The organism is Luedemannella flava, assembly GCF_039528515.1.
GTDB lineage: Bacteria > Actinomycetota > Actinomycetes > Mycobacteriales > Micromonosporaceae > Luedemannella > Luedemannella flava.
Genome location: NZ_BAAALT010000084.1, coordinates 1 through 26857, shown reverse-complemented (window position 1 = coordinate 26857; position 26857 = coordinate 1). Strand labels below are relative to the sequence as shown.

30 protein-coding genes are annotated in these 26857 nt (G+C 71.0%); 7 read left to right on the top strand and 23 right to left on the bottom strand.

Annotated elements, in window-relative coordinates; all coding sequences use genetic code 11:
• Nucleotide 1: 1 nt before the first annotated feature.
• Genes ABD211_RS15695 through kduD form a run of 4 tightly spaced genes read left to right on the top strand, consistent with a single transcriptional unit; the run spans nt 2 to nt 3494 of the window.
• Entirely contained in the window at nt 2-670 is a 669-nt protein-coding gene (locus ABD211_RS15695) for a hypothetical protein (protein ID WP_344131540.1), read from the top strand.
• 39 nt (nt 671-709) lie between these two features.
• Nucleotides 710-1885, top strand: coding sequence for a glycoside hydrolase family 88 protein (locus tag ABD211_RS15690; protein WP_344131537.1), 1176 nt, complete (start codon nt 710-712; stop codon nt 1883-1885).
• Nucleotides 1886-1905: 20 nt separating this feature from the next.
• On the top strand, nt 1906-2730 hold the full coding sequence (iolB, locus tag ABD211_RS15685; RefSeq protein ID WP_344131534.1) for a 5-deoxy-glucuronate isomerase: 825 nt from the start codon (nt 1906-1908) through the stop codon (nt 2728-2730).
• The gene (kduD, locus tag ABD211_RS15680; protein ID WP_344131689.1) at nt 2730-3494 is read left to right on the top strand and encodes a 2-dehydro-3-deoxy-D-gluconate 5-dehydrogenase KduD; all 765 of its coding nucleotides are present in this window, start codon (nt 2730-2732) and stop codon (nt 3492-3494) included. Before iolB ends, kduD begins: the two co-directional genes overlap by 1 nt.
• Nucleotides 3495-3731: 237 nt before the next feature.
• Here the strand turns inward: kduD and ABD211_RS15675 are convergent, their stop codons facing one another.
• Nucleotides 3732-4583 (bottom strand): 3-hydroxyacyl-CoA dehydrogenase family protein, encoded by an 852-nt coding sequence (locus ABD211_RS15675; RefSeq protein WP_344131531.1) that lies wholly within the window; start codon nt 4581-4583, stop codon nt 3732-3734.
• A 123-nt stretch (nt 4584-4706) separates the two neighbouring features.
• Here ABD211_RS15675 and ABD211_RS15670 point away from each other — a divergent pair, with 123 nt between their 5' ends.
• Nucleotides 4707-5204, top strand: coding sequence for a hypothetical protein (locus ABD211_RS15670; RefSeq protein WP_344131528.1), 498 nt, complete (start codon nt 4707-4709; stop codon nt 5202-5204).
• Between the two features lie 4 nt (nt 5205-5208).
• Here ABD211_RS15670 and murA read toward each other — a convergent pair whose 3' ends face one another.
• A complete protein-coding gene (gene murA, locus ABD211_RS15665) occupies nt 5209-6513 on the bottom strand; it encodes a UDP-N-acetylglucosamine 1-carboxyvinyltransferase (protein ID WP_344131686.1) in 1305 nt (434 codons plus the stop codon).
• Nucleotides 6514-6586: 73 nt separating this feature from the next.
• On the opposite strand from murA, the gene ABD211_RS15660 reads away from it, so the two are divergent.
• On the top strand, nt 6587-7159 hold the full coding sequence (locus ABD211_RS15660; protein ID WP_344131525.1) for a cob(I)yrinic acid a,c-diamide adenosyltransferase: 573 nt from the start codon (nt 6587-6589) through the stop codon (nt 7157-7159).
• Here the strand turns inward: ABD211_RS15660 and ABD211_RS15655 are convergent, their stop codons facing one another.
• The 13 genes from ABD211_RS15655 to ABD211_RS15595 all read right to left on the bottom strand — a co-directional run bounded on the left by ABD211_RS15655 (nt 7160) and on the right by ABD211_RS15595 (nt 19044).
• Nucleotides 7160-7579: a DUF2550 domain-containing protein gene (locus tag ABD211_RS15655; protein WP_344131522.1), complete on the bottom strand. Its 420-nt coding sequence runs from the start codon at nt 7577-7579 to the stop codon at nt 7160-7162.
• 11 nt (nt 7580-7590) lie between these two features.
• The gene (locus tag ABD211_RS15650; protein WP_344131519.1) at nt 7591-7875 is read right to left on the bottom strand and encodes a F0F1 ATP synthase subunit epsilon; all 285 of its coding nucleotides are present in this window, start codon (nt 7873-7875) and stop codon (nt 7591-7593) included.
• Between the two features lie 69 nt (nt 7876-7944).
• On the bottom strand, nt 7945-9042 hold the full coding sequence (locus ABD211_RS15645; protein ID WP_344131517.1) for an LCP family protein: 1098 nt from the start codon (nt 9040-9042) through the stop codon (nt 7945-7947).
• Nucleotides 9043-9210: 168 nt separating this feature from the next.
• Nucleotides 9211-10647: a F0F1 ATP synthase subunit beta gene (atpD, locus tag ABD211_RS15640; protein ID WP_344131514.1), complete on the bottom strand. Its 1437-nt coding sequence runs from the start codon at nt 10645-10647 to the stop codon at nt 9211-9213.
• A gap of 1 nt (nt 10648) precedes the next feature.
• Nucleotides 10649-11596, bottom strand: coding sequence for a F0F1 ATP synthase subunit gamma (locus ABD211_RS15635; protein WP_344131511.1), 948 nt, complete (start codon nt 11594-11596; stop codon nt 10649-10651).
• 4 nt (nt 11597-11600) lie between these two features.
• Complete coding sequence (gene atpA, locus ABD211_RS15630) at nt 11601-13238, bottom strand: F0F1 ATP synthase subunit alpha (RefSeq protein ID WP_344131508.1); 1638 nt, start codon at nt 13236-13238, stop codon at nt 11601-11603.
• 79 nt (nt 13239-13317) lie between these two features.
• Nucleotides 13318-14133 (bottom strand): F0F1 ATP synthase subunit delta, encoded by an 816-nt coding sequence (locus ABD211_RS15625; RefSeq protein ID WP_344131505.1) that lies wholly within the window; start codon nt 14131-14133, stop codon nt 13318-13320.
• Nucleotides 14133-14684, bottom strand: coding sequence for a F0F1 ATP synthase subunit B (locus tag ABD211_RS15620; protein ID WP_344131502.1), 552 nt, complete (start codon nt 14682-14684; stop codon nt 14133-14135). The genes ABD211_RS15625 and ABD211_RS15620 overlap by 1 nt, the downstream gene beginning before the upstream one ends.
• Nucleotides 14685-14720: 36 nt before the next feature.
• Complete coding sequence (locus ABD211_RS15615; RefSeq protein WP_344131499.1) at nt 14721-14939, bottom strand: F0F1 ATP synthase subunit C; 219 nt, start codon at nt 14937-14939, stop codon at nt 14721-14723.
• An 81-nt stretch (nt 14940-15020) separates the two neighbouring features.
• Nucleotides 15021-15800 carry a F0F1 ATP synthase subunit A gene (gene atpB / locus ABD211_RS15610; protein WP_344131496.1) on the bottom strand — a complete coding sequence of 260 codons (780 nt, stop codon included), beginning with the start codon at nt 15798-15800 and terminating at the stop codon, nt 15021-15023.
• A gap of 12 nt (nt 15801-15812) precedes the next feature.
• Entirely contained in the window at nt 15813-15950 is a 138-nt protein-coding gene (locus ABD211_RS33920; RefSeq protein ID WP_425560419.1) for an AtpZ/AtpI family protein, read from the bottom strand.
• A 1167-nt stretch (nt 15951-17117) separates the two neighbouring features.
• Entirely contained in the window at nt 17118-17549 is a 432-nt protein-coding gene (locus ABD211_RS15600; RefSeq protein ID WP_344131490.1) for a hypothetical protein, read from the bottom strand.
• Between the two features lie 187 nt (nt 17550-17736).
• Nucleotides 17737-19044, bottom strand: a complete 1308-nt coding sequence (locus ABD211_RS15595) for a serine hydroxymethyltransferase (RefSeq protein WP_344131487.1) — start codon at nt 19042-19044, stop codon at nt 17737-17739.
• Nucleotides 19045-19116: 72 nt separating this feature from the next.
• Between ABD211_RS15595 and ABD211_RS15590 the strand changes: the two genes are divergently transcribed.
• On the top strand, nt 19117-20601 hold the full coding sequence (locus tag ABD211_RS15590) for an SDR family oxidoreductase (RefSeq protein WP_344131484.1): 1485 nt from the start codon (nt 19117-19119) through the stop codon (nt 20599-20601).
• Between the two features lie 3 nt (nt 20602-20604).
• On the opposite strand, the gene ABD211_RS15585 is transcribed toward ABD211_RS15590, so the two are convergent.
• From ABD211_RS15585 to rho, 8 genes are all read right to left on the bottom strand, one after another.
• A complete protein-coding gene (locus ABD211_RS15585; RefSeq protein ID WP_344131481.1) occupies nt 20605-21228 on the bottom strand; it encodes an arsenate reductase/protein-tyrosine-phosphatase family protein in 624 nt (207 codons plus the stop codon).
• 5 nt (nt 21229-21233) lie between these two features.
• Entirely contained in the window at nt 21234-21899 is a 666-nt protein-coding gene (locus tag ABD211_RS15580; protein ID WP_344131478.1) for an L-threonylcarbamoyladenylate synthase, read from the bottom strand.
• Nucleotides 21878-22747 (bottom strand): peptide chain release factor N(5)-glutamine methyltransferase, encoded by an 870-nt coding sequence (prmC, locus tag ABD211_RS15575; RefSeq protein ID WP_344131475.1) that lies wholly within the window; start codon nt 22745-22747, stop codon nt 21878-21880. Before prmC ends, ABD211_RS15580 begins: the two co-directional genes overlap by 22 nt.
• A gap of 119 nt (nt 22748-22866) precedes the next feature.
• Nucleotides 22867-23088, bottom strand: coding sequence for a hypothetical protein (locus ABD211_RS15570; protein WP_344131472.1), 222 nt, complete (start codon nt 23086-23088; stop codon nt 22867-22869).
• Nucleotides 23089-23264: 176 nt separating this feature from the next.
• Complete coding sequence (gene prfA / locus ABD211_RS15565) at nt 23265-24353, bottom strand: peptide chain release factor 1 (protein WP_344131469.1); 1089 nt, start codon at nt 24351-24353, stop codon at nt 23265-23267.
• Nucleotides 24354-24444: 91 nt separating this feature from the next.
• Nucleotides 24445-24663, bottom strand: coding sequence for a 50S ribosomal protein L31 (gene rpmE / locus ABD211_RS15560; RefSeq protein ID WP_344131466.1), 219 nt, complete (start codon nt 24661-24663; stop codon nt 24445-24447).
• Nucleotides 24664-24794: 131 nt separating this feature from the next.
• Entirely contained in the window at nt 24795-25289 is a 495-nt protein-coding gene (locus tag ABD211_RS15555; RefSeq protein WP_344131463.1) for an NUDIX domain-containing protein, read from the bottom strand.
• A gap of 68 nt (nt 25290-25357) precedes the next feature.
• A partial coding sequence (gene rho / locus ABD211_RS15550; protein WP_344131460.1) for a transcription termination factor Rho occupies nt 25358-26857 on the bottom strand: 1500 nt, incomplete at its 5' end.

Below are 26857 nucleotides of genomic sequence, written 5' to 3'. Positions count from 1 at the left end.
CATGCGCGTCCGACACGACACCCTGCACGCGATCTTCGACGGGGTCTACGTCGCCCTGATGAGCAACCTGCTGCTCGTCCTCGGCTGCCTGCCGCTCGTCGCGGCGCTGTTCACCACGGAGACCGCCCGGTCCTGGCCCCTGTACGCGCTGCTCGCGCCGCTGTGCGCGCCGGGCGTGTGCGGCGTCTTCGCCGTCATGTCGGCGTACTCGTCCGGCCGGTCCACCGCCGTGCTGCGCACCTTCGGCCGGACGTGGCGCGCGACCGGCCGACGGGCCGTGCTCTGGGGGGCCGGCGTCAGCGCCGTGCTCGTCGTCCTGGGCGTCGACGCGCGCTGGGCCTGGGGGCACCGGGTGGGCGCGCTCACGCTGCCGCTGCTGGCGATGCTGGGCATCCTCACCGTGGCGACCGGGCTGCTCGGGCTCGTGACGCTGGCCGAGCGGCCCGCCGCCCGGCTGCGCGACGTGGCCCGCGCGTGCGCGTACCTGGCGGTGCGCCGGTGGTACCTGACGGCCATGTCACTGCTGGTGCTGGCCCTGCTCGCGCAGCTCGTGACGGCCCGGCCGGCGCTCGCGCTCGGGCTCGCCGCCGCGCCGCTGCTGTACGTCGTCTGGGCCAACAGCCGCTCCTGCCTGCGGGTCGCGCTCGACCCGGCACCCCAGCCCGCCTGACCTTCGCACCTGCACGTACCACGAGGGAGATCAGCACTCATGACGGCGACCGAGGTCCGTCCCAGCCCTGATGCCGAGGCGGTCGCGGCCGCGGTGGCGGTCGCGTTGCGGACCGTCGACGCGAACCTCCGCGCCTTCGGCGACCGGTACCCGGCGGACACCACCGCGGGCGATGTCTACCCGCCGCGGCCACCCGCCGCCGGGCAGCCCGAGGGCGCCAACACGGGCTGGACCACCAGCTTCTGGCCCGGCATGCTGTGGCTCGCCCACGACCTGAGCGGCGAGCGCCGGTTCGAGGTCGCCGCCCGGTCCCATGTGGACAGCTTCGCCACCCGGGTCGCCGGCGGCGTCGACCTGGACACGCACGACCTGGGGTTCCTCTACACGCTGGCGTGCGTCACCCCGGCCCGGCGCACGGACGACGCGCGGGCCCGCGACGCCGCCCTGGCCGCCGCCGACCATCTGATGACCCGGTTCCTGGAGCCCGCCGGGATCATCCAGGCGTGGGGCGACCTGTCCGACGTACGCCAGCGCGGCCGCACCATCATCGACAGCCTGATGAACACGCCGCTGCTGTTCTGGGCCGGGCAGCGGACCGGCGACGGACGGTACGCGGCCGCCGCGCGGCGGCACGTCGCCCAGCTGCGCGAGCACATCCTGCGCCCGGACGGCACGACCTTCCACACGTACTACTGGGACCCCGTGACGGGCGCGCCGCTGCGCGGCGAGACGGAACAGGGCGCCGCCGACGACTCGTGCTGGGCCCGCGGCCAGGCGTGGGGCATCTACGGGTTCAGCCTCAACTACCGCCACACGGGCGACGCGTCGCTGCTCGCGGCGGCGCGCACCTGCGCCGACTACTTCCTCGCCCACCTGCCCGCCGACCACGTGGCGTACTGGGATCTGGTCTACCGCGACGGCAGCGGCGAGGAGCGCGACAGCTCGGCCGCCGCGATCGCGGCGTGCGGCCTGGCCGAACTCGCCGACCACGTGGACGACGGTGACCGCTACCGCGCCGCGGCCGCCCGCATCCTCGACTCGCTCATGGCCCACTACGCCACGCCCGGCGGCGTCGGGGCGACGGCGCTGCTGCGGCACGGCGTGTACGACAAGCCCAAGAACGTCGGCGTGGACGAGGGAACCCTGTGGGGCGACTACTTCTACCTGGAGGCGCTGACCCGCGCGACCGTGCCGGACTGGACCAGCCCGTGGTGACCAACCCTGAAAGGCGACCCGTGGACTACCGATACCACTGCTTCATTCCGGCCGGCACCGGCCACAACACGCTGCCGTTCAACCCGTGCGCGCTACTGGACTTCACGTTGCTGCGCCTCGACGCCGGGCAGTCCTGGTCGGGCGCCACCGGCGACCGGGAGATCCTGGCGGTGATCCTGGGCGGCACCGCGACCTTCACGGTCGGCGGGCACCGCTTCGAGAGCGTGGGCGGCCGGGCGAACGTTTTCGACGGCAGGCCGCACTCGGTCTACCTCCCAGCCGGCGCGGAGGTGACCGTCTCGGCCCTGTCCGATGTGGAGATCGCGCTGCCCAGCGCGCCCAGCGACCTGGCAGTCGGGCCCTACGTGATCGCGCCGGACCGCGTGGCCGCCGGGCGGTGGGGCGCGGCCAACTTCGGGCGCGACTACCACCAGATCCTCACCGAGATCTCCCAGCCGGACCTGCCGGCGCACCGGCTCATCGTCGGCGAGACCTACACCCCGTCCGGCAACTGGAGCACGTACCCGCCGCACCGGCACAAGCACGACAACCTGCCGGCCGAGGCCGCCCACGAGGAGATGTACTACTTCCGCGTCAACCCGTCCGACGGGTTCGGCATCTGCCGGATGTACACCGACGAGGGGTACGAGGAGAACTTCACGGTCCGCGACCACGGCATGCACATGATGCCGGAGGGCTACCACACGGTGGTGAGCGCGCCGGGCTACACGACGTACTACCTCTGGTTCCTCGCCGGCACGCAGCGCACCCAGGGCGCCCACGAGGACGTCAACCTGTCCTGGGTCGGGAAGACCGTGCCCACCCTGCGCAGCGTGGGCCTGTGATGGTGCTGGACAGCTTCCGGCTCGACGGCCGGGTCGCTCTGGTCACGGGCGGCAACCGGGGCATCGGGCAGGCGCTCGCGACGGCTCTGGCGCAGGCCGGCGCCGACGTGGCGCTGCTCGGGCGCGGCGACCCGGGCGGGACGGTCGCCAGGGTGGCGGCCCTGGGCCGGCGCACGCTTGTGGTCCACACCGACCTGGCCACGGCCACCCCGAACGAACTGGCGGACGCGGTCGCGACGGTCACCGCCAACCTCGGTGGCCTCGACATCCTCGTCAACAACGCCGGCACCATCCGTCGCGCCGACGCAGCCGACCACTCCCCCGACGACTGGGACGCGGTGCTCCGGGTCAACCTGGACGCCGTGTTCCACCTGTCCCGCGCGGCCGGCCGCCACATGCTCCCCCGGGGCGCCGGCAAGATCATCAACATCGCGTCGATGCTGTCCTTCCAGGGCGGCATCCGGGTGCCGTCGTACACGGCGGCCAAGCACGCCGTCGTGGGCCTGACCCGCGCCCTGGCGAACGAGTGGGCCGCCCGCGGTGTGAACGTCAACGCGATCGCCCCCGGCTACATCGCCACGGACAACACCGCGCCGCTGCGGGCCGACGTCGACCGCGAGCGCGCCATCCGCGAGCGCATCCCCGCCGGCCGCTGGGGCGACCCGGACGACCTCACGGGCGCGGCGGTCTTCCTCGCGTCCGACGCCGCCCGCTACGTCCACGGCGCCGTCCTCCCCGTCGACGGCGGCTGGCTCGCCCGCTGACCGGCCGGTCGATTACCGTCCGCAACTAAGCCCAGCGATCCCGGCATGCTCTCCCACCCACTTTGCTCTGCTTCCCTATAGGAATCACACACGCTGAGTCACGAACGCCGTTCTAGATCATCTAGAGCGACGCAGCTCAGCACCCGATTCCTATGAGGAAGCAGAGCAAAGTGGGGAGGGTGACGTGCCGGTGGCGCGCACCCAAGTGACGCGACGTCACCGTCACCCAACGCAACGTCAGGCGTACTCGTAGAAGCCCTTGCCCGTCTTGCGGCCGAGGTCGCCGGCGGCGGCCATGCGCTGCAGCAGCTCCGGCGGGAAGAACTTCGGGTCGCCCGTGTCGGTGTGGATGTTGCGGGTCGCGTTGAGCAGCACGTCGACGCCGGTCAGGTCGGTCGTGGCCAACGGGCCCATGGCGTGGCCGAAGCCGAGCCTGCAGGCGGTGTCGAGGTCCTCCGGGGTGACCACGCCGTTCTCGACGAGGCTGACCGCCTCCATCACCAGGGCCGTGATGAGGCGGGTGGTGACGAAGCCGGCGATGTCGCGGTTGACCACGATGCACGTCTTGCCGATCTCCTCCGCGAACGCGCGGGCGGTCGCGAGCGTCGCGTCGCTCGTCTTGTACCCACGCACCAGCTCACACAGAGCCATCATGGGTACGGGCGAGAAGAAGTGGGTGCCCACGACCGCCTCGGGCCGGGCCGTCACGGCGGCGATCTGGGTGACCGGGATGGCGGACGTGTTGGTCGCGAGCACCGCGCCGTCCCGGCAGATCCGGTCCAGCGAGCGGAAGACCTCCTGCTTGAGCTCCAGCCGCTCGAACACCGCCTCGACGACGATGTCGGCCTCGGCCACGGCGTCCAGGTCGGTCGTGGTGGTGATCCGGGCGAGCGCGGCGTCCACGTCGTCGGCGGCGATCTTGCCCTTGGCGGCGAAGCGCTCCAGCGAGGCGCGCACACCCGCCAGGCCGCGGGCCGTGGCGGCATCGTCGAGATCGCGCAGCGTCACCCGCCAGCCCGCCTGGGCCGCCACCTGGGCGATGCCCGAACCCATGAGACCCGCCCCGACGACCGCGACATGTCCCGCCATCCGCCCTCTCCCTCCAGACCCGGTCGCCGGCCCGGAGCACGGCGGCCTCGCGCCGACCCTACCGACCCAGCCGGAACGCCCGTTCAGGGCACCCCGCCCCACCTGCGGTGGCACACTGACAGCGTGCCCCTCACGCACGGCTGGAGTTATCTCCTCGCGCCGTTCCTGGCCCTGGCCCTGGTCGGCGTACTCGCCCTCGTCCTCAAGTGGGCCTTCTCCGACGTGGCGGAGCCCGACGATCTCGACGACGTCGACGCCCGGCCCGGCATCGCCGACGGGCTGCTCACCGGCGGCCCCGCCCCGGAGGCCCCGGTGCCCGACCCGGCACTGACCGAGACGCCGCTGCCGGAGGCGCCGCTCGCCGCCGCTCCCGTCGCGGACGGGACGACCGTCGCGGACGATCAGGCCGCGCCCCGGCTCGCGCCCGTCCATGACGACTACGGCCTGCTCAGCGTCGTGGCCACCGTGGAGAGTGAGCAGGCGGCCCATGCCGCCGTCACCCTGCTCGCGGCCGCCGACATCCGGGCCACGCGCGCCACCGGCTCGGACGGGCAGACGCGGGTGCTCGTGTTCCACGACGACCTGTTCCGGGCCCGCCGCGTCGTCGGCTGGCCCGCCTGAACCCCTACAGGCCGAACTCGGGCTCCGGGGGCGCGGCCACGCGCTCGACCCGCGCGCCCAGGCGACGCAGGTCGTCGACGAAGTCCGGGTAACCCCGGTCGATGTGGTGCACGTGCGACACCTCGGTGACGCCGTCGGCGCACAGGCCCGCGATCACCAGGCCCGCGCCGGCGCGGATGTCGGTGGCGCGCACAGGGGCGGCGGAGAGCCGGTCCCGACCGCGGACCACGGCGTGCTTGCCGTCCGTACGGATCTCGGCGCCGAGGCGGACGACCTCCTGCACGAACATGAAGCGGCCGTCGAAGATGTTCTCAGTGATCATGGAGGCGCCGTCGCTCACGGCCGCCAGGCCGATCGCCATGGGCAGCAGGTCGGTGGCGAAGCCCGGATACGGCAGCGTCACGATGTCGATCGCCGTGGGCCGCTCGTCCATGCGTACCCTGAATTGATCTTTTGCGGTTTCCACGACGGCGCCGGCGGTCGCCAGCTTGTCCAGCGCGATCTCCAGCGAGACGGGGTTGATCCCGGTCACGGTGACGTCGCCGCGGGTCATCGCGGCCCCGAAGGCCCAGGTCCCGGCCACGATGCGGTCGCCGATCGTGCGGTGGGCGACCGGGCGCAGCTCGTCGACGCCCGTGATCGTCAGCGTCGACGTGCCCGCGCCCTCGATCTGCGCGCCCATCGCCGTCAGCATGTCGCACAGGTCGACGATCTCGGGCTCGCGGGCCGCGTTGTCGATCTCGGTGGTGCCCTTCGCGAGCACGGCGGCCATCAGCAGGTTCTCCGTGGCGCCGACGCTGGGGAAGTCCAACCAGATCGTGGCGCCGCGCAGGCGCTCGGCGGTGGCGATGATGAACCCGTGCTCGCCGCTGATCTCGGCACCCATCCGGGCGAGCCCGCCGATGTGCATGTCCAGGCCGCGCGAGCCGATCGCGTCGCCGCCGGGGTGGGCCACCCGGACGGACCCGCACCGGGCCAGCAGCGGCCCCAGCACGCAGATGGACGCCCGCAGCCGACGCACCAGGTCGTAGTCGGCCTCGGCGCCCAGGCCCTCGGCCGGCACCTCGATGGCCAGCTCGGCGCCCAGGCCGTCGGCGTCCGTGGCGTCCACCCGGCAGCCGAGCCTGCGCAGCACCTCGGCCATGAGCGCGATGTCGGTGATCCGGGGCACGTTGGACAAGGTGCTGCGCCCCGGCGCCAGCAGCGCCGCAGCCATGAGCTTCAGGGCGGAGTTCTTCGCGCCCACGACCGGCACATCGCCGGCCAGGCGCGTCCCGCCGGTCACCCGGATGACGTCCACGGCGCCCATCGTAGGGTCGTCGTCCCAGGGTCGCGCACCCAGCGGCTGACCCGCCAGCGCGACGCCACCTAGGCTGTAGCCCATGGCCGTCCACCTCACCCGTATCTACACCCGAACCGGCGACACCGGCACCACCGCGCTCGGTGACGGCAGCCGGGTCGCCAAGACCGACCCGCGCATCGCCGCGTACGCCGATGTTGACGAGGCGAACGCCGCGATCGGTGTCGCCCTCGCGATCGGCCAGCTCGCCGAGGACGTCACCGCCCCGCTGCGGATCGTACAAAACGATCTGTTCGATGTGGGGGCAGATCTAAGTACGCCGATCGCCCCGGACCCGAAGTGGCCTCCGCTGCGGATCACCCCGACGTACGTTGACCGGCTCGAGGGCTGGTGCGACGAGTTCAACACCCGGGTCGGCAAGCTCGATTCGTTCATCCTGCCGGGTGGTACCCCGGGGGCAGCCCTGCTACACGTGGCCCGCACGGTCACCCGCCGCGCGGAGCGGACGGCGTGGGCCCTGCGGGAGGCCGATCCGGAGCACACGAGCGAGTTGCCGGTGACGTACCTCAACCGGCTGTCCGACCTTTTGTTCATCCTGTCGCGGGTGGCCAACCCGGACGGCGACGTCCTCTGGGTGCCCGGCCGCGACCGGTAGCTACCGGGAGACGGGCGGCGCCGACTCCAGCCAGGAGAGGAAGCCGGTCAGGGTCGACTCCGCGAGGGCGATCTCGACCGGCTCGGCGCCGCCGGCGCACCGGACGACCACGTAGCCGGGCGGCAGGGCCAGCAGTTCCTCGCCCTCGGGCGCCCGCCGGCGCTCGACCGTCAACTGCGCCCGGCTGAGCACCCGGCGCGGGCGGATGGCGAAGCTGAAGATCCTGTACCACCGCAGCTCGTTGCCCGCGAACCGGGCGAGGCCGGGTGACCAGCCCCGCTCCGGGACGAACGTGTTGAGCCGCAGGCTCATGTCGATGGTCCCGCCGCCACGGGAGATGACCTCGCGACGGATGAACAGGACCATCAGCGCCGCAAGGGCGATCCCGACGCCGATGCAGACCCATTCGAAGATCTTCATCGGCGGGGCAATCAGTGCGCTGCGGCCGCGGTGACGGGGGCGCAGGTCTCCGCGAGGACGGTGACCCCGTCCGCCGTGACGGAGAGGAAGCCGCCGTCGACCTCGTAGCGCAGCTCCTGGCCGTCGCCGACCTTGATCCGGACCTGGCCGGGGTTCGCGAGCTGACCGAACAGCGGGGCGTGACCGGCGAGGACGCCCAGCTCACCCTCCGTCGTCCGGGCGAAGACCGCTTCGGCCTCACCGGACCAGACCTTCGCCTCTACGGCGACGAGCTCGACGTGGAAGAGCTTCGACACGGTGGATCTCCCTAACCTGTCGTGGTGCGGCCAAGTCTAATAGGCGCCAGGTGCTGACCTGCAATCGGCCTACTTCTTGTTGACCAGCTTCGGGTTGGCGGCAACGAACTCGTCCAGGGTGTCCGACTTCAGCGCGGCGAAGTACGCCTTGCGGATGGGGCCCAGCGCCTCGCCCCGGTAGCTGCCGCCGCTGTAGACGCCGTTGCCCGGCAGACCGACGAGCGTCACATTCTCCGGCTGGAGGTTCTTCAGCGCGAAGGCGAAGTCCACCAGGCGGTGGCCGCGGCCGTCGAAGGTGAGCGTCTTGCCCAACGCGTTCACGACCTTGTCGAGGTTGGCCGGGTTGGTGACCAGGTCCCTGCTGAACAGCTTGGCCATGATCGCCTTGACCAACTGGCGGTTATGGCGCTGACGGGCGTAGTCGCTGCCCGCGATGTAGCGCTGGCGGGAGTAGTCGAGCGCCTGCCAGCCGTTGATCACCTGCTTGCCCACCTTGTAGGTCTGGGGGGTGCCGCCCACCCGGCTCAGCGCCCCGCCCTTGGTGTTGCGGTGGATCGAGGTGACCTTCTGGTCGACGTACAGGTCGATGCCGCCGAGCGCGTCGACGAGGTCCTTGATGCCGTTGAAGGTGAGGATGCCACCGGCGTCGAACCGCTTGATGCCCGTGTAGTCGCTGACCGTCCTGGCCAGCAGCTCGAAGCCCTGCTCGACCTTGGGGATGCTGGTGCCGGGCACCCGGGCGCCGTAGCTCATCGCGTGGGTGAGCTTGGTGGTCTCGCCGGGGAAGTTGGCCTTCTTGAACGCCGGGACCCGGACGACCAGGTCGCGGGGCAACGAGGTCAGGTACGCGCTCTTCAGGTCCTTGGCGACATGCATGATCATGACCGTGTCGGCGTGCGGCTGCCAGGTCTTGATGTTCTCGCGGGAGTCGATGCCGACGAGCAGGATGTTCAGCGGACCCTTGATGTCGGCGCCCGGCTCGGGCGCCGGGCTCGCGGGTACGCCGGCCGGCGGGGTCGCCGACGCCGACGCCGACCCGAACAGGTCGGTCTGCGGGACCGCCTTGTCGGCGTTGTCGACCAGCTTCCAACCCACGAACGAGACGCTGGCCACAACGAGCACGAGTGCGGCGGCGGCGAACAGGATGACGCGCACGCGACGGGACACGTGAAACCTCCCCAGACGGTGCCGGGGGGTCGGCACCGAGCCGAAAGGTTACCGCGTCGGTGGTTTCTCCGGTTGCCGGGAGGGCGCCCGGCCGGAAGGGTGACCGTCCACACGGGTCAGGGCGCGCGATCCGCGGACCGCGCGCCCTGAGCCGTACTGGATTGATCTTTAGCTGTTGGTCAGCTTGTGGTAGTTGCGCTCGAGGTCGTCGAGGCCACCGCACATGAAGAACGCCTGCTCGGGCACGTGGTCGTACTCGCCCTCGGAGATCTTCTTGAACGCCTCGACGGTGTCCTTGACCGGCACGAAGGAGCCCTCGACGCCCGTGAACATCTTCGCGGCGAAGGTGTTCTGGGACAGGAAGCGCTCGATGCGGCGGGCGCGACCCACCGTGATCTTGTCTTCCTCGGAGAGCTCGTCCATGCCGAGGATCGCGATGATGTCCTGCAGGTCCTTGTAGCGCTGCAGGATCCGCTTCACCTCGGTCGCGACGGCGTAGTGCTCGACGCCCACGTACTCGGGGGCGAGGATCCGGGACGAGGACGCCAGCGGGTCAACCGCCGGGTAGATGCCCTTGTCGGAGATCGACCGCTCCAGGTTCGTGGTGGCGTCCAGGTGGGTGAACGTGGTCGCCGGCGCCGGGTCGGTGTAGTCGTCCGCCGGCACGTAGATGGCCTGCATCGAGGTGATGGCCTTGCCCCGCACGGAGGTGATGCGCTCCTGCAGCTCGCCCATCTCGTCGGCCAGCGTCGGCTGGTAACCCACGGCGCTCGGCATGCGGCCCAGCAGGGTCGACACCTCGGAACCCGCCTGGGTGAACCGGAAGATGTTGTCGATGAAGAGCAGCACCTCCTGGTTCTGCACGTCGCGGAAGTACTCCGCCATGGTCAGCGCGGCGAGCGCGACCCGCAGACGGGTGCCCGGCGGCTCGTCCATCTGACCGAAGACCAGCGCGGTCTGGTTGATGACGCCCGTCTCGGTCATCTCGTGGATGAGGTCGTTGCCCTCGCGGGTGCGCTCACCCACGCCGGCGAACACCGACGTACCACCGAAGTTGTTGGCAACGCGGATGATCATCTCCTGGATGAGCACCGTCTTGCCCACGCCCGCGCCGCCGAACAGGCCGATCTTGCCGCCCTTGACGTACGGGGCGAGCAGGTCGAGCACCTTGACGCCGGTCTCCAGCATCTCGGTCTTCGGCTCGAGGTCGGCGAACGCCGGGGGCCGGCGGTGGATCGTCCACCGGTCGGACACCTCGAGCTTCTCGCCCTCCTTGAGGTTGAGGCAGTCGCCGATGGCGTTGAAGACGTGCGCCTTCGTGATGTCGCCGACCGGCACCGAGATCGCGCTGCCCGTGTCGCGGACCTCCGCGCCCCGGACGAGGCCGTCCGTCGGCTGCATCGAGATCGCGCGGATCTGGTTGTCACCCAGGTGCTGGGCGACCTCCAGGGTCAGCGTCTTGACGCCCTCGGAGAGGGTCACCTCGACGTGCAGGGCGTTGAAGATCTCCGGCATCGCGTCGCGGGGGAACTCGGCGTCGACGACCGGGCCGATGACCCGGACGACACGGCCGACGCCGGTCTTGGTCTCTACAGCTGCAGTCATCTCACACTTCACTTCCCGCGGCAGCGAGCGCGTTCGCCCCGCCGACAATCTCGCTGATCTCCTGGGTGATCGCGGCCTGGCGCGCGGAGTTCATCTCGCGCGTGTACTTCTTGATCAGTTCTTCCGCGTTGTCCGTGGCGCTCTTGCAGGCGCGCCGGCGGGCCGCCGACTCGCTCGCCGCCGAGTCCAGCAACGCCGCGTAGATGCGGGTGTTGATGTACTTCGGCAGGAGCGCGTCGAGCAGCGCGTCCGGGTCCGGCTCGAACTCGTACGCCGGCAGCAGCGCGTGGTGCTCCGCCGACTCCGTCGTCTCGACCTGCAGCGGCGCGAGGAAGTTCGCCTGCGGCGTCTGGGTCATGAGCGAGCGGAACTGCGTGTGCACCACGTGCAGCTCGTCCACGCCCCAGATGCCGTCCGGGCCGTGGTGCGGACCGTCCACGTCGTCGACGTCGTCCGCACCGGCCACGAACGCCTTGATCAGCGTCTCGCCGATCTCCCGCGCGTTGGCGAAGGTCGGCTGCTCCGAGAAGCCCGTCCAGCTCGCCTCGACGGGCCGGTTGCGGAACCGGTAGTACGTGAGGCCCTTGCGGCCCACCGTGTACAGCATGACCTGCTTGCCGTCCGCCTTGAGCCGGGCGATGAGCTGCTCGGCCGTACGGATGGCGTTGGCGTTGTAGCCGCCGGCCAGGCCGCGGTCGCTCGTGATGAGAAGCACGCCCGCCCGCCGCACGACCGGCCGCGGCACGAGCAGCGGGTGGTCGACGTTGGCGTTGCTCGCCAGGGCCGTGAGCACGTTGGTGATCGCGGTCGCGTAGGGCTGCGACGCGGCCACCCGCTCCTGGGCCTTGGCGATGCGGCTCGTCGCGACGAGCTCCTGCGCCTTGGTGATCTTCTTGGTGGACTTCACCGACCGGATGCGTCGGCGAAGGGCACCTACCTGGGCTGCCATGGCATCACTTCTTCGGCGGAACGACGCGCTTGACGGTCTCGCGGGTCTCCGCACCGGCTTCCAGCGCCTCGGCGGCCGGCTCGTTGATCACGATCTGGCCGTCCTTGCCGAGGAACATCTGCTTGAAGTCCACGATGGCCTTGTCGAGCGCGGCGACCACGTCGTCGTCCCAGGTGCCGCCGGCGACCGTGTCGAGCGCGTTCTTGTGCGAGTGCCGCAGGTACTGCAGGAACTCGGTCTCGAAGCGGCGGACCTCGCCCAGCGGGACGTCGTCCAGCTTGCCCTCGGTGCCGGCCCACACGGACACGACCTGCTCCTCGACCGGGTACGGCGAGTAGTTCGGCTGCTTCAGCAGCTCGACCAGGCGGCCACCGCGCTCCAGCTGGGCCCGGGAGGCCTTGTCCAGGTCGGAGGCGAACGCGGAGAACGCCTCCAGCTCGCGGTACTGCGCGAGGTTCAGCCGCAGCGAGCCCGCGACCTTACGCATCGGCTTCACCTGGGCCGAACCACCGACGCGGGACACCGACGTACCGACGTTGATCGCCGGACGGACGCCCTGGTTGAACAGGTCGGACTCCAGGAAGATCTGGCCGTCGGTGATCGAGATGACGTTGGTCGGGATGAACGCCGAGATGTCGTTCGCCTTGGTCTCGATGATCGGCAGACCGGTCATCGAGCCCGCGCCCATCTCGTCCGAGAGCTTCGCGCAGCGCTCCAGCAGGCGGGAGTGCAGGTAGAAGACGTCACCCGGGTACGCCTCACGGCCCGGCGGGCGGCGCAGCAGCAGCGACACGGCACGGTACGCCTCGGCCTGCTTGGTCAGGTCGTCGAAGACGATCAGGACGTGCTTGCCGGCGTACATCCAGTGCTGGCCGATGGCCGAGCCGGTGTACGGCGCCAGGTACTTGAAGCCGGCCGGGTCGGACGCCGGAGCCGCGACGATCGTCGTGTACTCCATGGCGCCGGCCTCCTCCAGCGTGCCCCGGATGGAGGCGATGGTGGAGGCCTTCTGGCCGATGGCGACGTAGATGCAGCGGACCTGCTTCTTCGGGTCGCCCGACGCCCAGTTGGCGCGCTGGTTGAGGATCGTGTCCAGCGCGATCGTGGTCTTGCCCGTCTTGCGGTCGCCGATGATCAGCTGGCGCTGGCCGCGGCCGATCGGGGTCATCGCGTCGATCGACTTGATGCCCGTCTGCAGCGGCTCGTTCACCGACTGGCGCGCCATGACGTTGGGCGCCTGCAGCTCCAGCTCGCGGAAGCCCTCGTTCTCGATGTCGCCGAGACCGTCGAGCGGGGCGCCCAGCGGGTCCACGACCCGGCCCAGGAACTTGTCGCCCACCGGCACGGAGAGAACGCGGCCGGTGCGCTTGACCTGCTGGCCCTCCTCGATGCCGGCGAACTCGCCGAGGACGACGACACCGATCTCGCGGACGTCCAGGTTCAGCGCGAGGCCGAGGGTGCCGTCGGCGAACTCCAGCAGCTCGTTGGCCATCGTCGAGGGAAGGCCCTCGACCTTGGCGATACCGTCGCCGGCCTCGGTGACGACGCCGACCTCCTCGCGGGAGATCTCCGGCGTGTAGGACGAGACATAGCGCTCCAGCGCGCCCCGGATCTCATCCGAGGAGATGGTCAGCTCGGCCATCCTCAACTTCCTTATGGTGTGGGGCTGGGCTATGAACCCGTCAGCCTGCGTCGGATATCGGTTTCGTTCGTGGGTTCGGTCAGGTCAGCGCGTGGCGCGCCTCGGCGAGGCGGCGGGAGACCGTGCCGTCGTAGAGGTCGTTGCCGACCTGCACGCTCAGCCCGCCCACGATGGACGGGTCGACGGAGACCTTCAGGGAGATCTCCCGACCGTACATCGCGGCCAGACGGGCGCCCAGTCGGCTCTCGTCCGCCTCGCTCAGCGGCACCGCCGTCGTGACGTAGGCAACCTGCCGGTCGCGCCGCTCGGCGGCGGCCTCGACCAGTCGGGTCAGCGACCCGGCCAGGCCACGGCCGCCGAACCCCGCGAGCGCGAGCGTCGCCAGCCGCGCCGTGGCCGGCTTCGCCCTGTCCTTGAGCAGGTCGTTGACCAGCTCGGCGCGCTGCGCCACGGGCGCGTTCGGGTCACCGAGGACGGTGGCCAGACCCGGGTTGGCGTCGATGAGCTGCCCGAACCGGAACAGCTCGTCCTCCACCTCGCCCAGGTCGCCGGCCTTGTCCGCGCTGGCCAGCAGCGCCTCCACACCCAGCTGCTCGGTCGCGTCGAGCAGCTCGCCCGGGCTCGACCAGCGGCCGGCGACCAGGCCGCGCAGCAGCTGCGCGGCGCGGTCGGAGACCTTGCCCGCGAGGATCGCGTCGAGCAGACCCGCCCGGTCCTCGCCGGACCGCGCCGGGTCCGCGAAGGCCCGACGCAGGCGCGGCTCGCGCCGCAGCACGTCGGCCACGGCGAGGATCTCGTCCGCGGTGGCGGACAGCTCGGCGGGCGACGCCGCGGCGACGACCGACTCGAGCTGTTCCGCCGCGGCGGCGTACGACTCCCGGCTGGCGGCCTGCATCAGCGCGACCCTCCGGCGGGCGTGGTCTCAAGCTCGGTGAGGAACCGCTCGACGGTGCCCTTGCGGCGGGCCTCGTCGGCGAGCGCCTCGCCCACGATGCGGCTGGCCAGGTCCACGGCGATCGTGCCGAGCTCGGCCTTCACCTCGCGGACGATGGTCTGCCGCTCAGCCGCGAGCTGCTCCTTGCCGGCCGCGATGATCCGGTCGGACTCCTCGCGTGCCTTGGTGAGGATGTCGTCGCGGATCCCGGTGGCGTCGGCACGGGCCTCGTCACGGATGCGGGCGGCCTCGGTGCGGGCCTCGGCGAGCTGGGCCTTGTACTGCTCCAGCAGCTCGTCGGCCTCGGCCTGCTTCTCCTCGGCGCGCCGGATGCCGCCCTCGATCGCCTCGACCCGGGCCTTGAACGTCTTCTCCATCTGCGGGAAGACGAACTTCATGAGTACGAAGCAGAGCAGCGCGAAGGCCACCGACCCGACAACGATCTCCTGCCAGATCGGGATGATCGGGTTCGGCTCGTGTGGGACTTCTCCCTCAGCGAAGAGGTGAAGCATGCAAACCTCCGGGATGTAAGGGGGCGGGCCGGCTTACTAGAAGACGAAGCCGAAGGCGATACCCAGCAGGGCCAGGGCCTCGACCACGGCGAAACCGATCCACAGGTACGGGATGGTCAGACGCGACGACTCGGGCTGGCGGGCGGTCGCCTGGATGTACGCGGCGAAGATGATGCCCACGCCGATACCCGGACCGATGGCCGCGAGGCCATAGCCGACGGCGCTGAGGCTGCCTACCACTTCGGCGTTAACCATTACTTGATTCCTCCTGGATATCGCGCGTGACTCTCACGCGTGACGGTGGGACATATGACGTCTGCGGGCTGGCCCGCCGACTCAGTGTTCGTCGGCGAGCGCGCCCTGGACGTAGCTGGCCGTGAGCACCACGAAGACGTAGGCCTGCAGCAGTGCCACGATGACCTCGAGGAAGTACAGGGCGATCGCCATGGCCCAGGACAGCGGCGCGACGGCCTTGATCGCGATCGAGTTCGCGCCGAGCAGCGCGAAGCCGCCGAGCGTGAAGACGAGCAGGATCATGTGGCCGGCGAACATGTTGGCGAAGAGTCGCAGCGCCAGCGTGACCGGCCGGACGATGAAGGTCGAGAAGAACTCGATCGGGATCAGCAGCGGCATGACGAACCACGGCGCCGGCGGCAGCAGCGCGTTCTTGAAGAACCTGCCCGCGCCGTGCTTGCGGATGCCGACCCAGATGAACAGCACGTAACTGATGACCGCGAGCACGATCGGGAAGGCGATGTGCGAGTTCGGGGAGATCTGGATCAGCGGGATCAGGCCGAAGAGGTTGGTCAGCAGGATAAAGCAGAACAACGTCGTCAGATACGGCGCGAAGCGCACGCCATCGTGACCGATCATGTCCTTCGCAACGCCGTCCCGGGTGAACCCGTAGATCGACTCGGCGATCCACTGTCGCTTCGTCGGGATCAGCTGCGGGTTCCGGTACGACCAGAGGAAGAAGACGATAAGGGCGGCGACGGCGAGCCAGACGAGCAGCGTGAACTTCGTCAGCCAGGGGTACGCGCCCTCGACCAGGCTCGGGAGGTAGAACTCCTCCACGCCGGGTGGGAACGGAACTCCGCCCTCAGCGACGATCGGCACCGGGTGCCCCTCTCATGTCATGCCGCCCAACCGTCGGGCGATCAGGTAGACCGCTCCGGCCAGACCGGCGATGAGCCCCACCGCGATCGCGATGCCGCCCGTGTTGAGCCAAACGTCGACGAGCCACCCCACGAACCCCCAGACGGTCATACCGCCAATGAGGTAAGCGAGAGCAGTCCATCCCGCGCTGGCCCCTTGCGGGTCGCGATCCGGGGGAGTCTGGTCACCGGCCATGACGCGGAAAAGATATCAGCCGGCTGAACGGTGCTATGCGTCGACCCCCGCGCGCTGCGCGCGGAGGTGGCATCCGTATCCAAACCAGGGAACCCATACGTTACTCCTCACTGGGGCCAATGTGTCCACTCACGCGCGAAACTTGCTGTGTCGGGTCATGAACACGCACGGTGGACTGAGCGTATCCACATACATGGCGGCTCCCTACGTTGACTTTGGCCGATGTGAGGCCCCCTGGTCAGTGGCCCTGCCGGGTAAACGCTGGTCGATGGGCGATATTTACTGAAAAAGTAGCCTGACAAGTGAACTTCAAGTGAATACTGGCACCTTCCGCGCATCCCAGCGGCTGGTTTCACATCGCCTACACGTCCGCACCCGCCCACCGCCCGACGGCGCCACTACAGGCGACCTTTGGCGGGCCAACCTCCCGTGCCGTCCCGCACAGGTGCGACCCGACAACGGCACAACCGACCAGGCGCCCACCCCAGGTGACCCAACGGCGGAGCAACTGCGCCGGCCGGCTCGCCAAAGGCGACCCCATGGCGGACCCGGCCACCCCGACCCTCACTGCGACCCCATGGCGGCCCAAGTCACGGCGACCCTCACCAGAGGCGACCCCATGGCAGACCGAGTCGCGGCGAACTCCGCCCGATGTGCACATGTGGCAGCCTGCCCCGCCTGGCACTTCGCCAGATGTGCACAGATGGCGGGCGCGGAGCCTCCCGACCTCGCCACATGTTCACATCTGGCGGAGCGCTGCTCGGGGCAAGCCGCCAGATGTGAACATGTGGCGGCCAACGGACGCCTCGACCCCGCCAAGTGCGCACATGTGGCGAGGTCCGACTGCTAGCCCCCCACCACAAGTGCACATGTGGCGAGGTCCGAACGTCAGAACCTCGGCGCATGTGCACATCTGGCGGCTTGCTCCGCGCGGCGCCCCCGCCAACAGTGCGCAGGTGGCGACGATCCACATCCGGCCTAAACCGCGTGCGCGCCCCGGCGTGCAGCGCGGACCCGCTCAGGCCGGACGACCCACTCGGGGTGTCCGACCCGCTCCGGGCCTGCTCTGGGCGCGGACCTGGGTCAGGTGGTGGCGGGCGGGTCGGGGTCGGCGTCCGGAGGATCCGCCGAGGGCTCGGGGAGGACGGGGTGGCGGACGACGTACCAGATCTGGGCCGCGTTCCAGACCACGATCGCGACTATGAGTGAGACGCCCATAGCCGGCAGCCCGGCCCAGTCGGCGGCGGCGAGCGCCGCCATGCCCAGCCCGATGTATGTGAACTTGATCGTGTAGGTGACCAGCCCGACGGCGAGGACGAGCTGGGGCCGGACGGAGTCCGCCCAGGCGATCGCGAGCGTCGACGCCACGTAGCTCAGCGCCACCAGCGCGACGCCCAGTGCCGCGCCCGCCGCGGCGACCGACCCGCCGTAGACGAACCCGATGATCACGGACGCGACGAGCAGCGCGCCGCTGGCCCACAGGGCCGTGGGCAGGTGCGGGATCCGCTGCCGCACCGCCCCCCGCTCCCGGCCCGACGCGGCCGACGCCCCACCGCCCGCCGACCGCCCGCNCCGTCGCCCAAAGACCCACCGTCGCCCAAAGACCCACCGTCGCCCAAAGACCCGCCATAGCCCGGACGTCGCTCGTTGACGGGGTCCTCGGCCGGATCCGTCGCCGCGGGGCCACCGCGCATGGCGGCGGTCACCGGGCGGCCGTGGCCGGCTCGGGTACGGCCGGCTTCGGGTACGCCGGGAAGGCCGCCACCAGCGTGGCGACATCGTCCGCGACGGCGGCCAGCTCCCGGGCCCCGCCCGAGGAGGCCGGATCCGCGCCAACCGCCCGGGCGATGAGCGTGGCGATCTCGCGCATCTGGGGTTCGCGCATGCCCTGGGTGGTGACCGACGGGGTGCCCACACGGATGCCCGAGGCGACCATGGGCTTCTGCGGGTCGTACGGGATGGCGTTCTTGTTGAGGGTGATCATCGCGACGTCGCAGCGCTCCTCGGCCTCGCGTCCGGTGACGCCCGTCTCGCGCAGGTCGAGGAGGGCGAGGTGGGTGTCGGTACCGCCGGAGACGGGGCGCATGCCGGCCTCCGCGAGCCCGTCGGTGAGGGCGCGCGCGTTGGCGACGACCTGTCGGGCGTACTCGGCATAGGAAGGAAGCGCCGCCTCGCGCAGGGCCACGGCCTTGGCCGCGACGACGTGCATCAGGGGGCCGCCCTGGGTGAACGGGAAGACGGCCTTGTCCACCCGCGTGCTCAGCTCCTGGGTGCAGAGGATCATGCCGCCGCGCGGACCGCGCAGGACCTTGTGGGTAGTGGCGCAGACAACGTCGGCGTGCGGCACGGGCGAGGGGATGACCCCGCCGGCGACCAGGCCGATGAAGTGCGCGGCGTCGACCATGAGGTACGCCCCGACCTCGTCGGCGATCGACCGGAACCGCCCGAAGTCGATCAAGCGGGAGTAGGCGGTCGCGCCACAGATGATCATCTTGGGGCGGTGGGCCAGGGCGAGGTCGCGGACCTCGTCGTAGTCGATCAGCTCGGTGTCGGGTCGGACGGTGTAGCCGACGGTGCGGAACCAGGCGCCCGAGAAGTTGACCTTCGAGCCGTGGGTGAGGTGCCCGCCGTGGGGCAGGTCCATGGCGAGGACGGTGTCGCCGGGCTGCACCAGGGCGGCGTACGCGGCGAGGTTGGCGCTCGCCCCGCTGTGCGGCTGCAGGTTCGCGTGGTCGGCGCCGAACAGCTCCTTGGCCCGCGCGATGCCGATCTCCTCGGCCTTGTCGACCTCGGCGCAGCCGCCGTAGTAGCGGCGGCCCGGGTACCCCTCGGCGTACTTGTTGGTCAGCGTCGAGCCGAGCGCCGCCAGGACGGCCGGCGAGGTCAGGTTCTCGCTCGCGATCAGCTGCAGGCCGCGCCGAAGGCGGGACAGCTCGCCGAGGATCACGGCCGCGATCTCCGGATCCTCCGCCTCGAGCGCGGCGAAGTCCGGGCCCCAGAAGGTCTCCACCTTCGGAAGTCTATGGCCCGTAGCGTTCGGATGCCCGGGCGACGGGGCCGCGCACCGGGCATGATCGTGGGTATGCGCTGTCTCGTCACCGGCGCGACGGGCTACGTGGGCGGCCGGCTGGTGCCCCGCCTGCTCGCCGCGGGCCACGACGTGCGCTGCCTGGTCCGTGATCCGGGCCGGCTGCGCGACGAGCCGTGGGCCGACCAGGTGGAGATCGTCAAGGGCGACGTGACCAACCCCGACGGCCTCGTCGACGCGCTGCGCGGCTGCGACGTCGCGTACTACCTGGTGCACACGCTCGGCCACCGCGACTTCGTCCGGCTGGACCGACGAGGTGCCGAGGTGTTCACCGACGCCGCCGCGCACGCGGGCGTGCGCCGGCTGATCTACCTGGGCGGCCCGGACCCGGGCCACGGCGAGCAGGCGTCCGACCACCTGCGCTCGCGCGACGAGGTCGCCCGGATCATGCTGGCCGGCCCGGTGCCGGCGGTCGTGCTGCGGGCCGCGGTCATCATCGGGTCCGGCTCGGCCAGCTTCGAGATGCTGCGCTACCTCACCGAACGCCTGCCCGTCATGGTCACCCCGCGCTGGGTGCGCAACCGGGTGCAGCCGATCGCCATCCGCGATGTGCTGCGCTACCTGGTGGAATGCCCGACGCGGATCCCCGAGGACGTCAACCGCGCCTTCGACATCGGCGGCCCCGACGTGCTGACCTACGCCGACATGATGCGCCGGTACGCCGAGGTGGCCGACCTGCCGCCCCGCCTGGTCCTCGACGTCCCCGCGCTCACCCCCGAGCTGTCCGCGCTGTGGGTCGGCCTGGTCACCCCCGTGCCGAGCGCGATCGCCCGTCCCCTGGTGGCGAGCCTCATCCACGAGGCGATCGCCAAGGAACACAACATCCGCGAGTACGTGCCGGACCCGCCGGAAGGGCTCACCGGCTTCGCGGAGGCGGTCCGGCTGGCGCTGGCCAAGGTGCGCGACGCCGACGTCGAGACCCGCTGGTCGGACGCGAGCTGGCCGTGGGCGCCGGCCGCGCCGCTGCCCAGCGACCCGCTGCCGAGCGACCCGGACTGGTCGGGCGGCACCGTCTACACCGACGCGCGGGACCGGGCGGTCGCCGCCCCGCCCGCGGCCCTGTGGCGGGTCATCGAGGCCATCGGCGGCGAGCACGGCTGGTACTCGTTCCCGCTGGCCTGGTCGGCGCGCGGCTGGCTGGACCGGCTCGCGGGCGGTGTCGGCCTGCGCCGGGGCCGGCGCGACCCGCAGCGGCTCATGGTCGGCGAGGCGCTGGACTTCTGGCGGGTCGAGGAGATCGTGCCGGGCAGCCTGTTGCGGCTGCGGGCCGAGATGCGCCTGCCCGGCCGCGCCTGGTTGGAGATGCGCGCCGAGCCGGAGAACGGCCGCGCCCGCTACCGCCAGCGCGCCGTGTTCCTGCCGCACGGGCTGGCCGGGCACGCGTACTGGGCGATGGTGTGGCCGTTCCACGCCGTCGTGTTCGGCGGCATGGCCCGCAACATCGCGACCGCCGCCGAGCGCGAGCCGCCGGACGAGTGAGGGTCAGCTCGTGAGGATGGCCGCGAGCGGGAGCACGGTCTCCTCGATCTCGTCGGCGACCCGGGCGAACTCCGCCGGCGCGAGACCCCACGGATCGTCGAGGTCGTCGCTGGGGCGCGAGCTGGCGCGCCGGCCGTCGCCGCCCCACACCGCGCCGCCGCCGCGGGCCGCGTCCACGGCCACGACGAGGGCGTACGCGCGGTCGTAGGCGGCCTCGGCGGTGCCGTCGTTGGGCGGCAACCGGTCAAGGTGGACACCGCGCATGAGGCGCCCGAACTCGCCGAGCACGAAGACCTTGCCGGCGGCGTCGGGGCGCAGCTCGACGGCGTGGTAGACCTGCTCGGCGGTGGCGCACAGGATGAGGTCCGACTCGTCGATCATCGCCTTGGTCATCCGGCGGGCGACGAAGCCGGACGGGTCGCCGCCGCGGGCCAGCAGCTCCCGCTCGGCCGGGGCGTTCATCGGCTCGCCGACGTGCCACGAGCCCGTACCGGCCCCGTGGCTGCGGTAGAGCTCCGCGGCCCGGTCACCGATCTCCTTGCGTACGGCCAGCTCGAACAGTCGCTCCGCCATCGGCGAGCGGCAGATGTTGCCGACGCATACGTGCAGGACGGTGAACGGCGCCACGTCGTCTACTCCCCCGGCAGCTTGATGTTCGGGACCACCTCGCGCAGCTTCTCGATCGGCAGCGCGCCCTCGCGCAGCACCGTCGGAACCGGTGTTACGCAATTCACAATCGTAGATGGCGTCTGGTCGACGCTCTCCCCCGCCTCCAGGTACACGGAGACGGCGTACTGAAACTGGTCCTGGGCCGCCTTGGCGGTCAGCGCGGCCGGCTCGCCGGTCTTGTTGGCGCTGGACACGGCCATCGGGCCGGTCTCGCGCAGCACCTCCAGCGCCACCGGGTGCGCGGGCATCCGCACGGCCACGGTGCCGCCCGTGTCGCCGAGGTCCCACTGCAGGCTGGGCGCCTGCTCGACCACGATGGTGAGCGCCCCCGGCCAGAACGCCTCGACGAGGTCGCGGGCCACGGCGGGCAGGTTCAGCGTGAGGCCGTCGAGGGTGTGCCGGGAGCCGATGAGGACCGGCGGGGGCATGTGCCGCCCGCGTCCCTTGGCGTTGAGCAGCGCGGTGACCGCCCACGGTTTGAAGGCGTCCGCGCCGATGCCGTAGACGGTGTCGGTGGGCAGCACGACGAGGTCGCCGCGGCGGACGGCCTCGGCCGCGGCGGTCACCCCCTGGTCGCGCCAGGCGAGGGTGCGGCAGTCGTAGAGGTTCACGGTGCGCCATCCTGCCATCCGCCGGCGCGTCGCGCGGTGGTGAACCGGGGGCGTCCCGCGAGATCGTGGTGCAGCCGTACGCGCTCGAAGCGCCCGTCGGCGCGCAGCAGCGCGGGAACCGCCCCGCCGTGCGTGTCGTCGTGCTCGACACCGAACGCGCCGCCCGGCGCGAGCAGCGCGGCCACCCGGCCCACCAGGGGGCGGATCAGGTCGAGCCCGTCCGGCCCGCCGAACACGGCGACCGCGGGGTCGTGCTCGGTCACCTCGACCGACAGTTGGCCGGCCGCGGTGAGCGGCACGTAGGGCGGGTTGCAGAGCACCAGGTCGACCCGACCGTCGAGGTCGGCGAGCGTCGCCGGGTCGATGACGTCGCCCGCCAGGACCGTCACCGGCGCTTCGGCGGCATTACGCCGCAACCATGCCAGCGCTGCCGGGTCGCGTTCGACGGCGTACACGTCGGCGCCCGGGTGCTCCGTCGCGACGGACAGCGCGATCGCGCCGGAGCCGGCGCAGAGGTCCACCACGACGGGATCCGCGGTGTGCCCGCGCAGCCACGCCAGCCCCCACTCGACGAGCAGCTCCGTCTCGGGCCGGGGGACGAACACGCCGGGTCCCACAGCCAGATCGAGGTGCCGGAAGGCAGCCCGGCCGGTGAGGTGCTGGAGGGGTACGCGTGACTCGCGCGCCGCGATCAGCGACGCGTACTCGCGGTGTTGTTCCTCGGTGAGGTCCGGCGCGAGCAGCAACCGACCCCTGGTTGTGGCCAGCACGTGTGCGGCCAGCAGCTCCGCGTCGGTGCGCGCGGACACCACCCCGGCCTCGGCAAGTGCGGCGGTGGCGTGCGCGATCGTGGCGGAGACGGACACCCTCCCATCATGCACGCCGGTGATGACCACCGGCCCCCGTGCGGAGATCGTCAGGCCGGACGACGTTGGCCGTCCTGACGAGTCCCCCACACCGCCGCGTGCTCGGCTGACCGCACCGGTCAGCGGAGTGCGCGCGCGGCGGCGAGCATGCGTTGCACGTCAGCCCGGGCGACCGCGCGCTCGCGGTCGGCGCAGACCGCCTCCCACGCGTTGCCGCGCGACGTGCCCAACCGCTCCTCGCCCAGCACCCGGTAGAGCACCCGGACCGTCGCGCTCAGCACCGCGCGGGGCGGCGCCGTGATGTCGACGGTCCTGGTCTGCATACCCAGAGGTGTGCTCATGGTTCGGCCCCCAGTGGCTTCCGGTCCCAGCGGGCGTGAACGGTTACCCGCCACAAATGTTCGGGGATGGGTGTTTCGAGTCCGTGTCCCTGGCGTCAACGGCAGGTCAGATTCCGGTGTCTTCTTCCGTAACACCCTATTTCGCCACACTGATTACACGTGCCTCAACAGGCACATCAGCGGCGGGACAGCTCCGTCTCGCCAGCCAGGCGCGCCGCCCGGTCCGCCTCGGTCAGGGCGTCGAGCACCCCGTCCGCGTCACCCGCGAGCACCAAATCCAAGTTGTACGCCGTGAAGTTGATCCGGTGGTCCGAAATGCGGTTCTGGGGGAAGTTGTATGTGCGGATGCGCTCCGAGCGGTCCACCGTGCGGACCTGCGCGCGCCGGGCGTCGGAGGCCGCGGCGGCCGCCTGCTCCTCGGCGAGCTGGGCCAGTTTCGCCCGCAACATCCGCATCGCGCGGTCCTTGTTCTGCAGCTGCGAACGCTCGTTCTGGCAGCTCACCACCACGCCCGTGGGCAGGTGGGTGATGCGCACCGCCGAGTCGGTGGTGTTGACCGACTGGCCGCCCGGGCCGCTGGACCGGAACACGTCGACGCGCAGGTCGTTCTGGTCGATCTCGACCTCGGCCTCCTCGGCCTCCGGGGTGACCAGCACGCCGACGGCCGAGGTGTGGATGCGGCCCTGCGACTCGGTGGCGGGCACGCGCTGCACGCGGTGCACCCCGCCCTCCCACTTCAGCCGCGACCAGACGCCGTACCCGCCGTCGGGGACGCCCTTGGTCTTGATCGCGACGGCGACGTCCTTCATGCCGCCCAGGTCCGACTCCTGCGAGTCGAGCACCTCGGTGACCCAGCCGCGCCGCTCGGCGTAGCGCAGGTACATCCGCAGCAGGTCGCCGGCGAACAGGGCCGACTCCTCGCCGCCCTCGCCCGCCTTGATCTCCAGGATCACGTCCTTGCCGTCGTTGGGGTCGCGCGGCATGAGCAGCTCGGCGAGCTTCTCCTCGATCCCGGGGATGCGCTCGGCCAGGGCGTCGGCCTCGGCCGCGAACTCGGCGTCCTCGGCGGCCAGCTCACGCGCGGCGGCCAGGTCGGAGCGGGCCTGGGTCAGCTCGGCGGCGGTCTTGTGGATGGGGGTCAGCTCCGCGAAACGCCGGCCGACCTGCCGCGCCGTCGCCTGGTCGGCGTGGATCGCCGGATCGGCGAGCCGCTTCTCCAGGTCCGCGTACTCGTCCAGCAGCGTCGCCAAACGATCAGTGCTCATGCTGTACCCCCTCTCCTGATCTTCCTACGACATCACAAACGGCGCCCGCCCCGCGCCGACATGGGCGCGGTGGCGGACGCCGTTGGCGCGGCTACTTGGCCTTGTTGACCTTGGCGTACTTCTGCTGGAACTTCGCCACGCGGCCGGCGGTGTCGAGGACGCGCTGCTTGCCCGTGTAGAACGGGTGGCACACGTTGCAGGTCTCGACGTGGATCGCGCCGCTCTTGGCGGTGCTGCGCGTGGTGAACGTGTTGCCGCAGGAGCAGGTGACGTTGGTCACGGAGTACTGCGGGTGAATGTCGGGCTTCATGTGCTGCCTTGGTCCTCTCATGAAGGTCGCCGGGTCGCCTCGCGTCAGCTCGACGCGATGTCTGGGCGTGAACCGGTACCTGGCCGACTTAACAGTCTGCCACGCGGTGTTGTTCCCGGGTGAACGGGGTGCTACTTCATGACCAGGCGGCCGCTGGTCTCGAACGTCGCGAGGTCCGCCAGCGCCTCCCGGACGGTCGCCGACAGCGGCTCCGGGAGCTCGCCCGGGTCGTAGAACACCGCGTCGGTGGTCTCGTCGGTGACCCTGATCAGCTCCCCCGACCAGCGCGGCACCCGGAACGCGGTGACGAACAGCTGGTACGTGTGGCCCCACTGGTTCGTGAACGTGTAGTCCACACCCGTGTAGAGGGCGAACGGCTCGACCTCACCGGCGGTCAGCCCGGTCTCCTCGAACACCTCGCGGACGGCGCACTCGGTGATCGACTCGCCCAGCTCCATCGCGCCCGCCGGCAGCGACCAGTGCCCGTTGTCCGACCGTTTGATCAGCAGCACCCGGCCGGCGTCGTCGCGGATGACGGCGCGGGCGCCGATGAACATGAGGATCCGCTCCCCCGCGATCGCCCGCAGCTGACCCAGGTACGACTCCGCCCACGAGATGCTCGACATGCGCCCCACCCTAGAGAAAACACCGAGGGGGCGCGCCGGTCGGCGCGCCCCCTCGGTGTGACGGGTGATTACTCGCCCGGCGTGCTCTTGGCGATCTGCATGAGGAACTCGACGTTGGTGCGGGACTGCTTGAGCCGGTCGAGCAGCAGCTCGATGGCGGCCTGCGAGTCCAGCGAGTGGAGCACCTTGCGCAGCTTGAGGGTGATGGCGTACTCCTCGGGCGCGAGCAGGATCTCGTCCTTACGCGTGCTCGACGGGTCGATGTCCACCGCCGGGAAGATGCGCTTGTCGGCGATCTTCCGGTCGAGCTTGAGCTCGGCGTTGCCCGTGCCCTTGAACTCCTCGAAGATGACCGTGTCCATCATCGAACCGGTCTCCACCAGCGCGTTGGCGATGATGGTGAGCGAGCCGCCGTTCTCGATGTTGCGGGCGGCGCCGAGGAAGCGCTTGGGCGGGTACAGCGCCGTGGAGTCGATACCGCCGGACAGGATGCGACCCGACGCCGGGGCGGCCAGGTTGTACGCCCGGCCCAGGCGGGTGATCGAGTCCAGCAGGACGACCACGTCGTGACCCAGCTCGACCAGGCGCTTGGCCCGCTCGATCGCCAGCTCGGCGACGGTGGTGTGGTCCTGCGGCGGGCGGTCGAACGTCGAGGCGATGACCTCGCCCTTCACCGACCGCTGCATGTCGGTGACCTCCTCCGGCCGCTCGTCGACGAGGACGACCATGAGGTGGCACTCGGGGTTGTTCTGGCTGATCGCGTTCGCGATGGCCTGCTGGATCATCGTCTTACCGGCCTTCGGCGGCGAGACGATGAGCGCGCGCTGACCCTTACCGATCGGCATCACCAGGTCGATGATCCGGGTGGTGAGGATGTGCGGCTCGGTCTCCAGGCGCAGCCGCTCCTGGGGGTAGAGCGGCGTGAGCTTGTAGAACTCGGGGCGGCGACGCGCCTCCTCCGGGTCCATGCCGTTGATGGTGTCGAGGCGGACCAGGGGGTTGTACTTGTCGCGGCGCTGCTCGCCCTCGCGGGGCGCGCGCACGGCACCGGTCACGGCGTCGCCGCGGCGCAGACCGTACTTCTTGATCTGCGACATCGAGACGTAGACGTCGTTGGGGCCGGCGAGGTAGCCGGACGTGCGCACGAACGCGTAGTTGTCGAGCACGTCGACGATGCCGGCGACCTGCACGAGCACGTCGTCGTCGCTGACCTGCGGCTCGGCGCCGCCGCCACCGGTCGACTCGCCGCGCTCGCCCCGGCCACGACGACGGTCGCGGAACCGGCTGCGCCGACCGCGACGACCGCCCTCGTCGTCATCGTCGTCGTTGGCGCCGCGGTTGTCGCGGTTGTCCCGCTCGCCGCGGGTGTCCCGTTCGTTGCGGTTGTCGCGGTTGTCCCGCTCCCCGCGCTCGCCACGGTCGCTCCGGTCGCCACGGTTGCCGCGCTCACGCCGGTCGCCGCGCTCGGGGCGCTCGCCCCGCTCGGCGCGCTCAGCGCGGCCCTCACCACGGTCGGGGTCTTCGCGGACGGCCGTGCGGCCGCCGTTCTCGCGGGCCTCGTCGGCGGC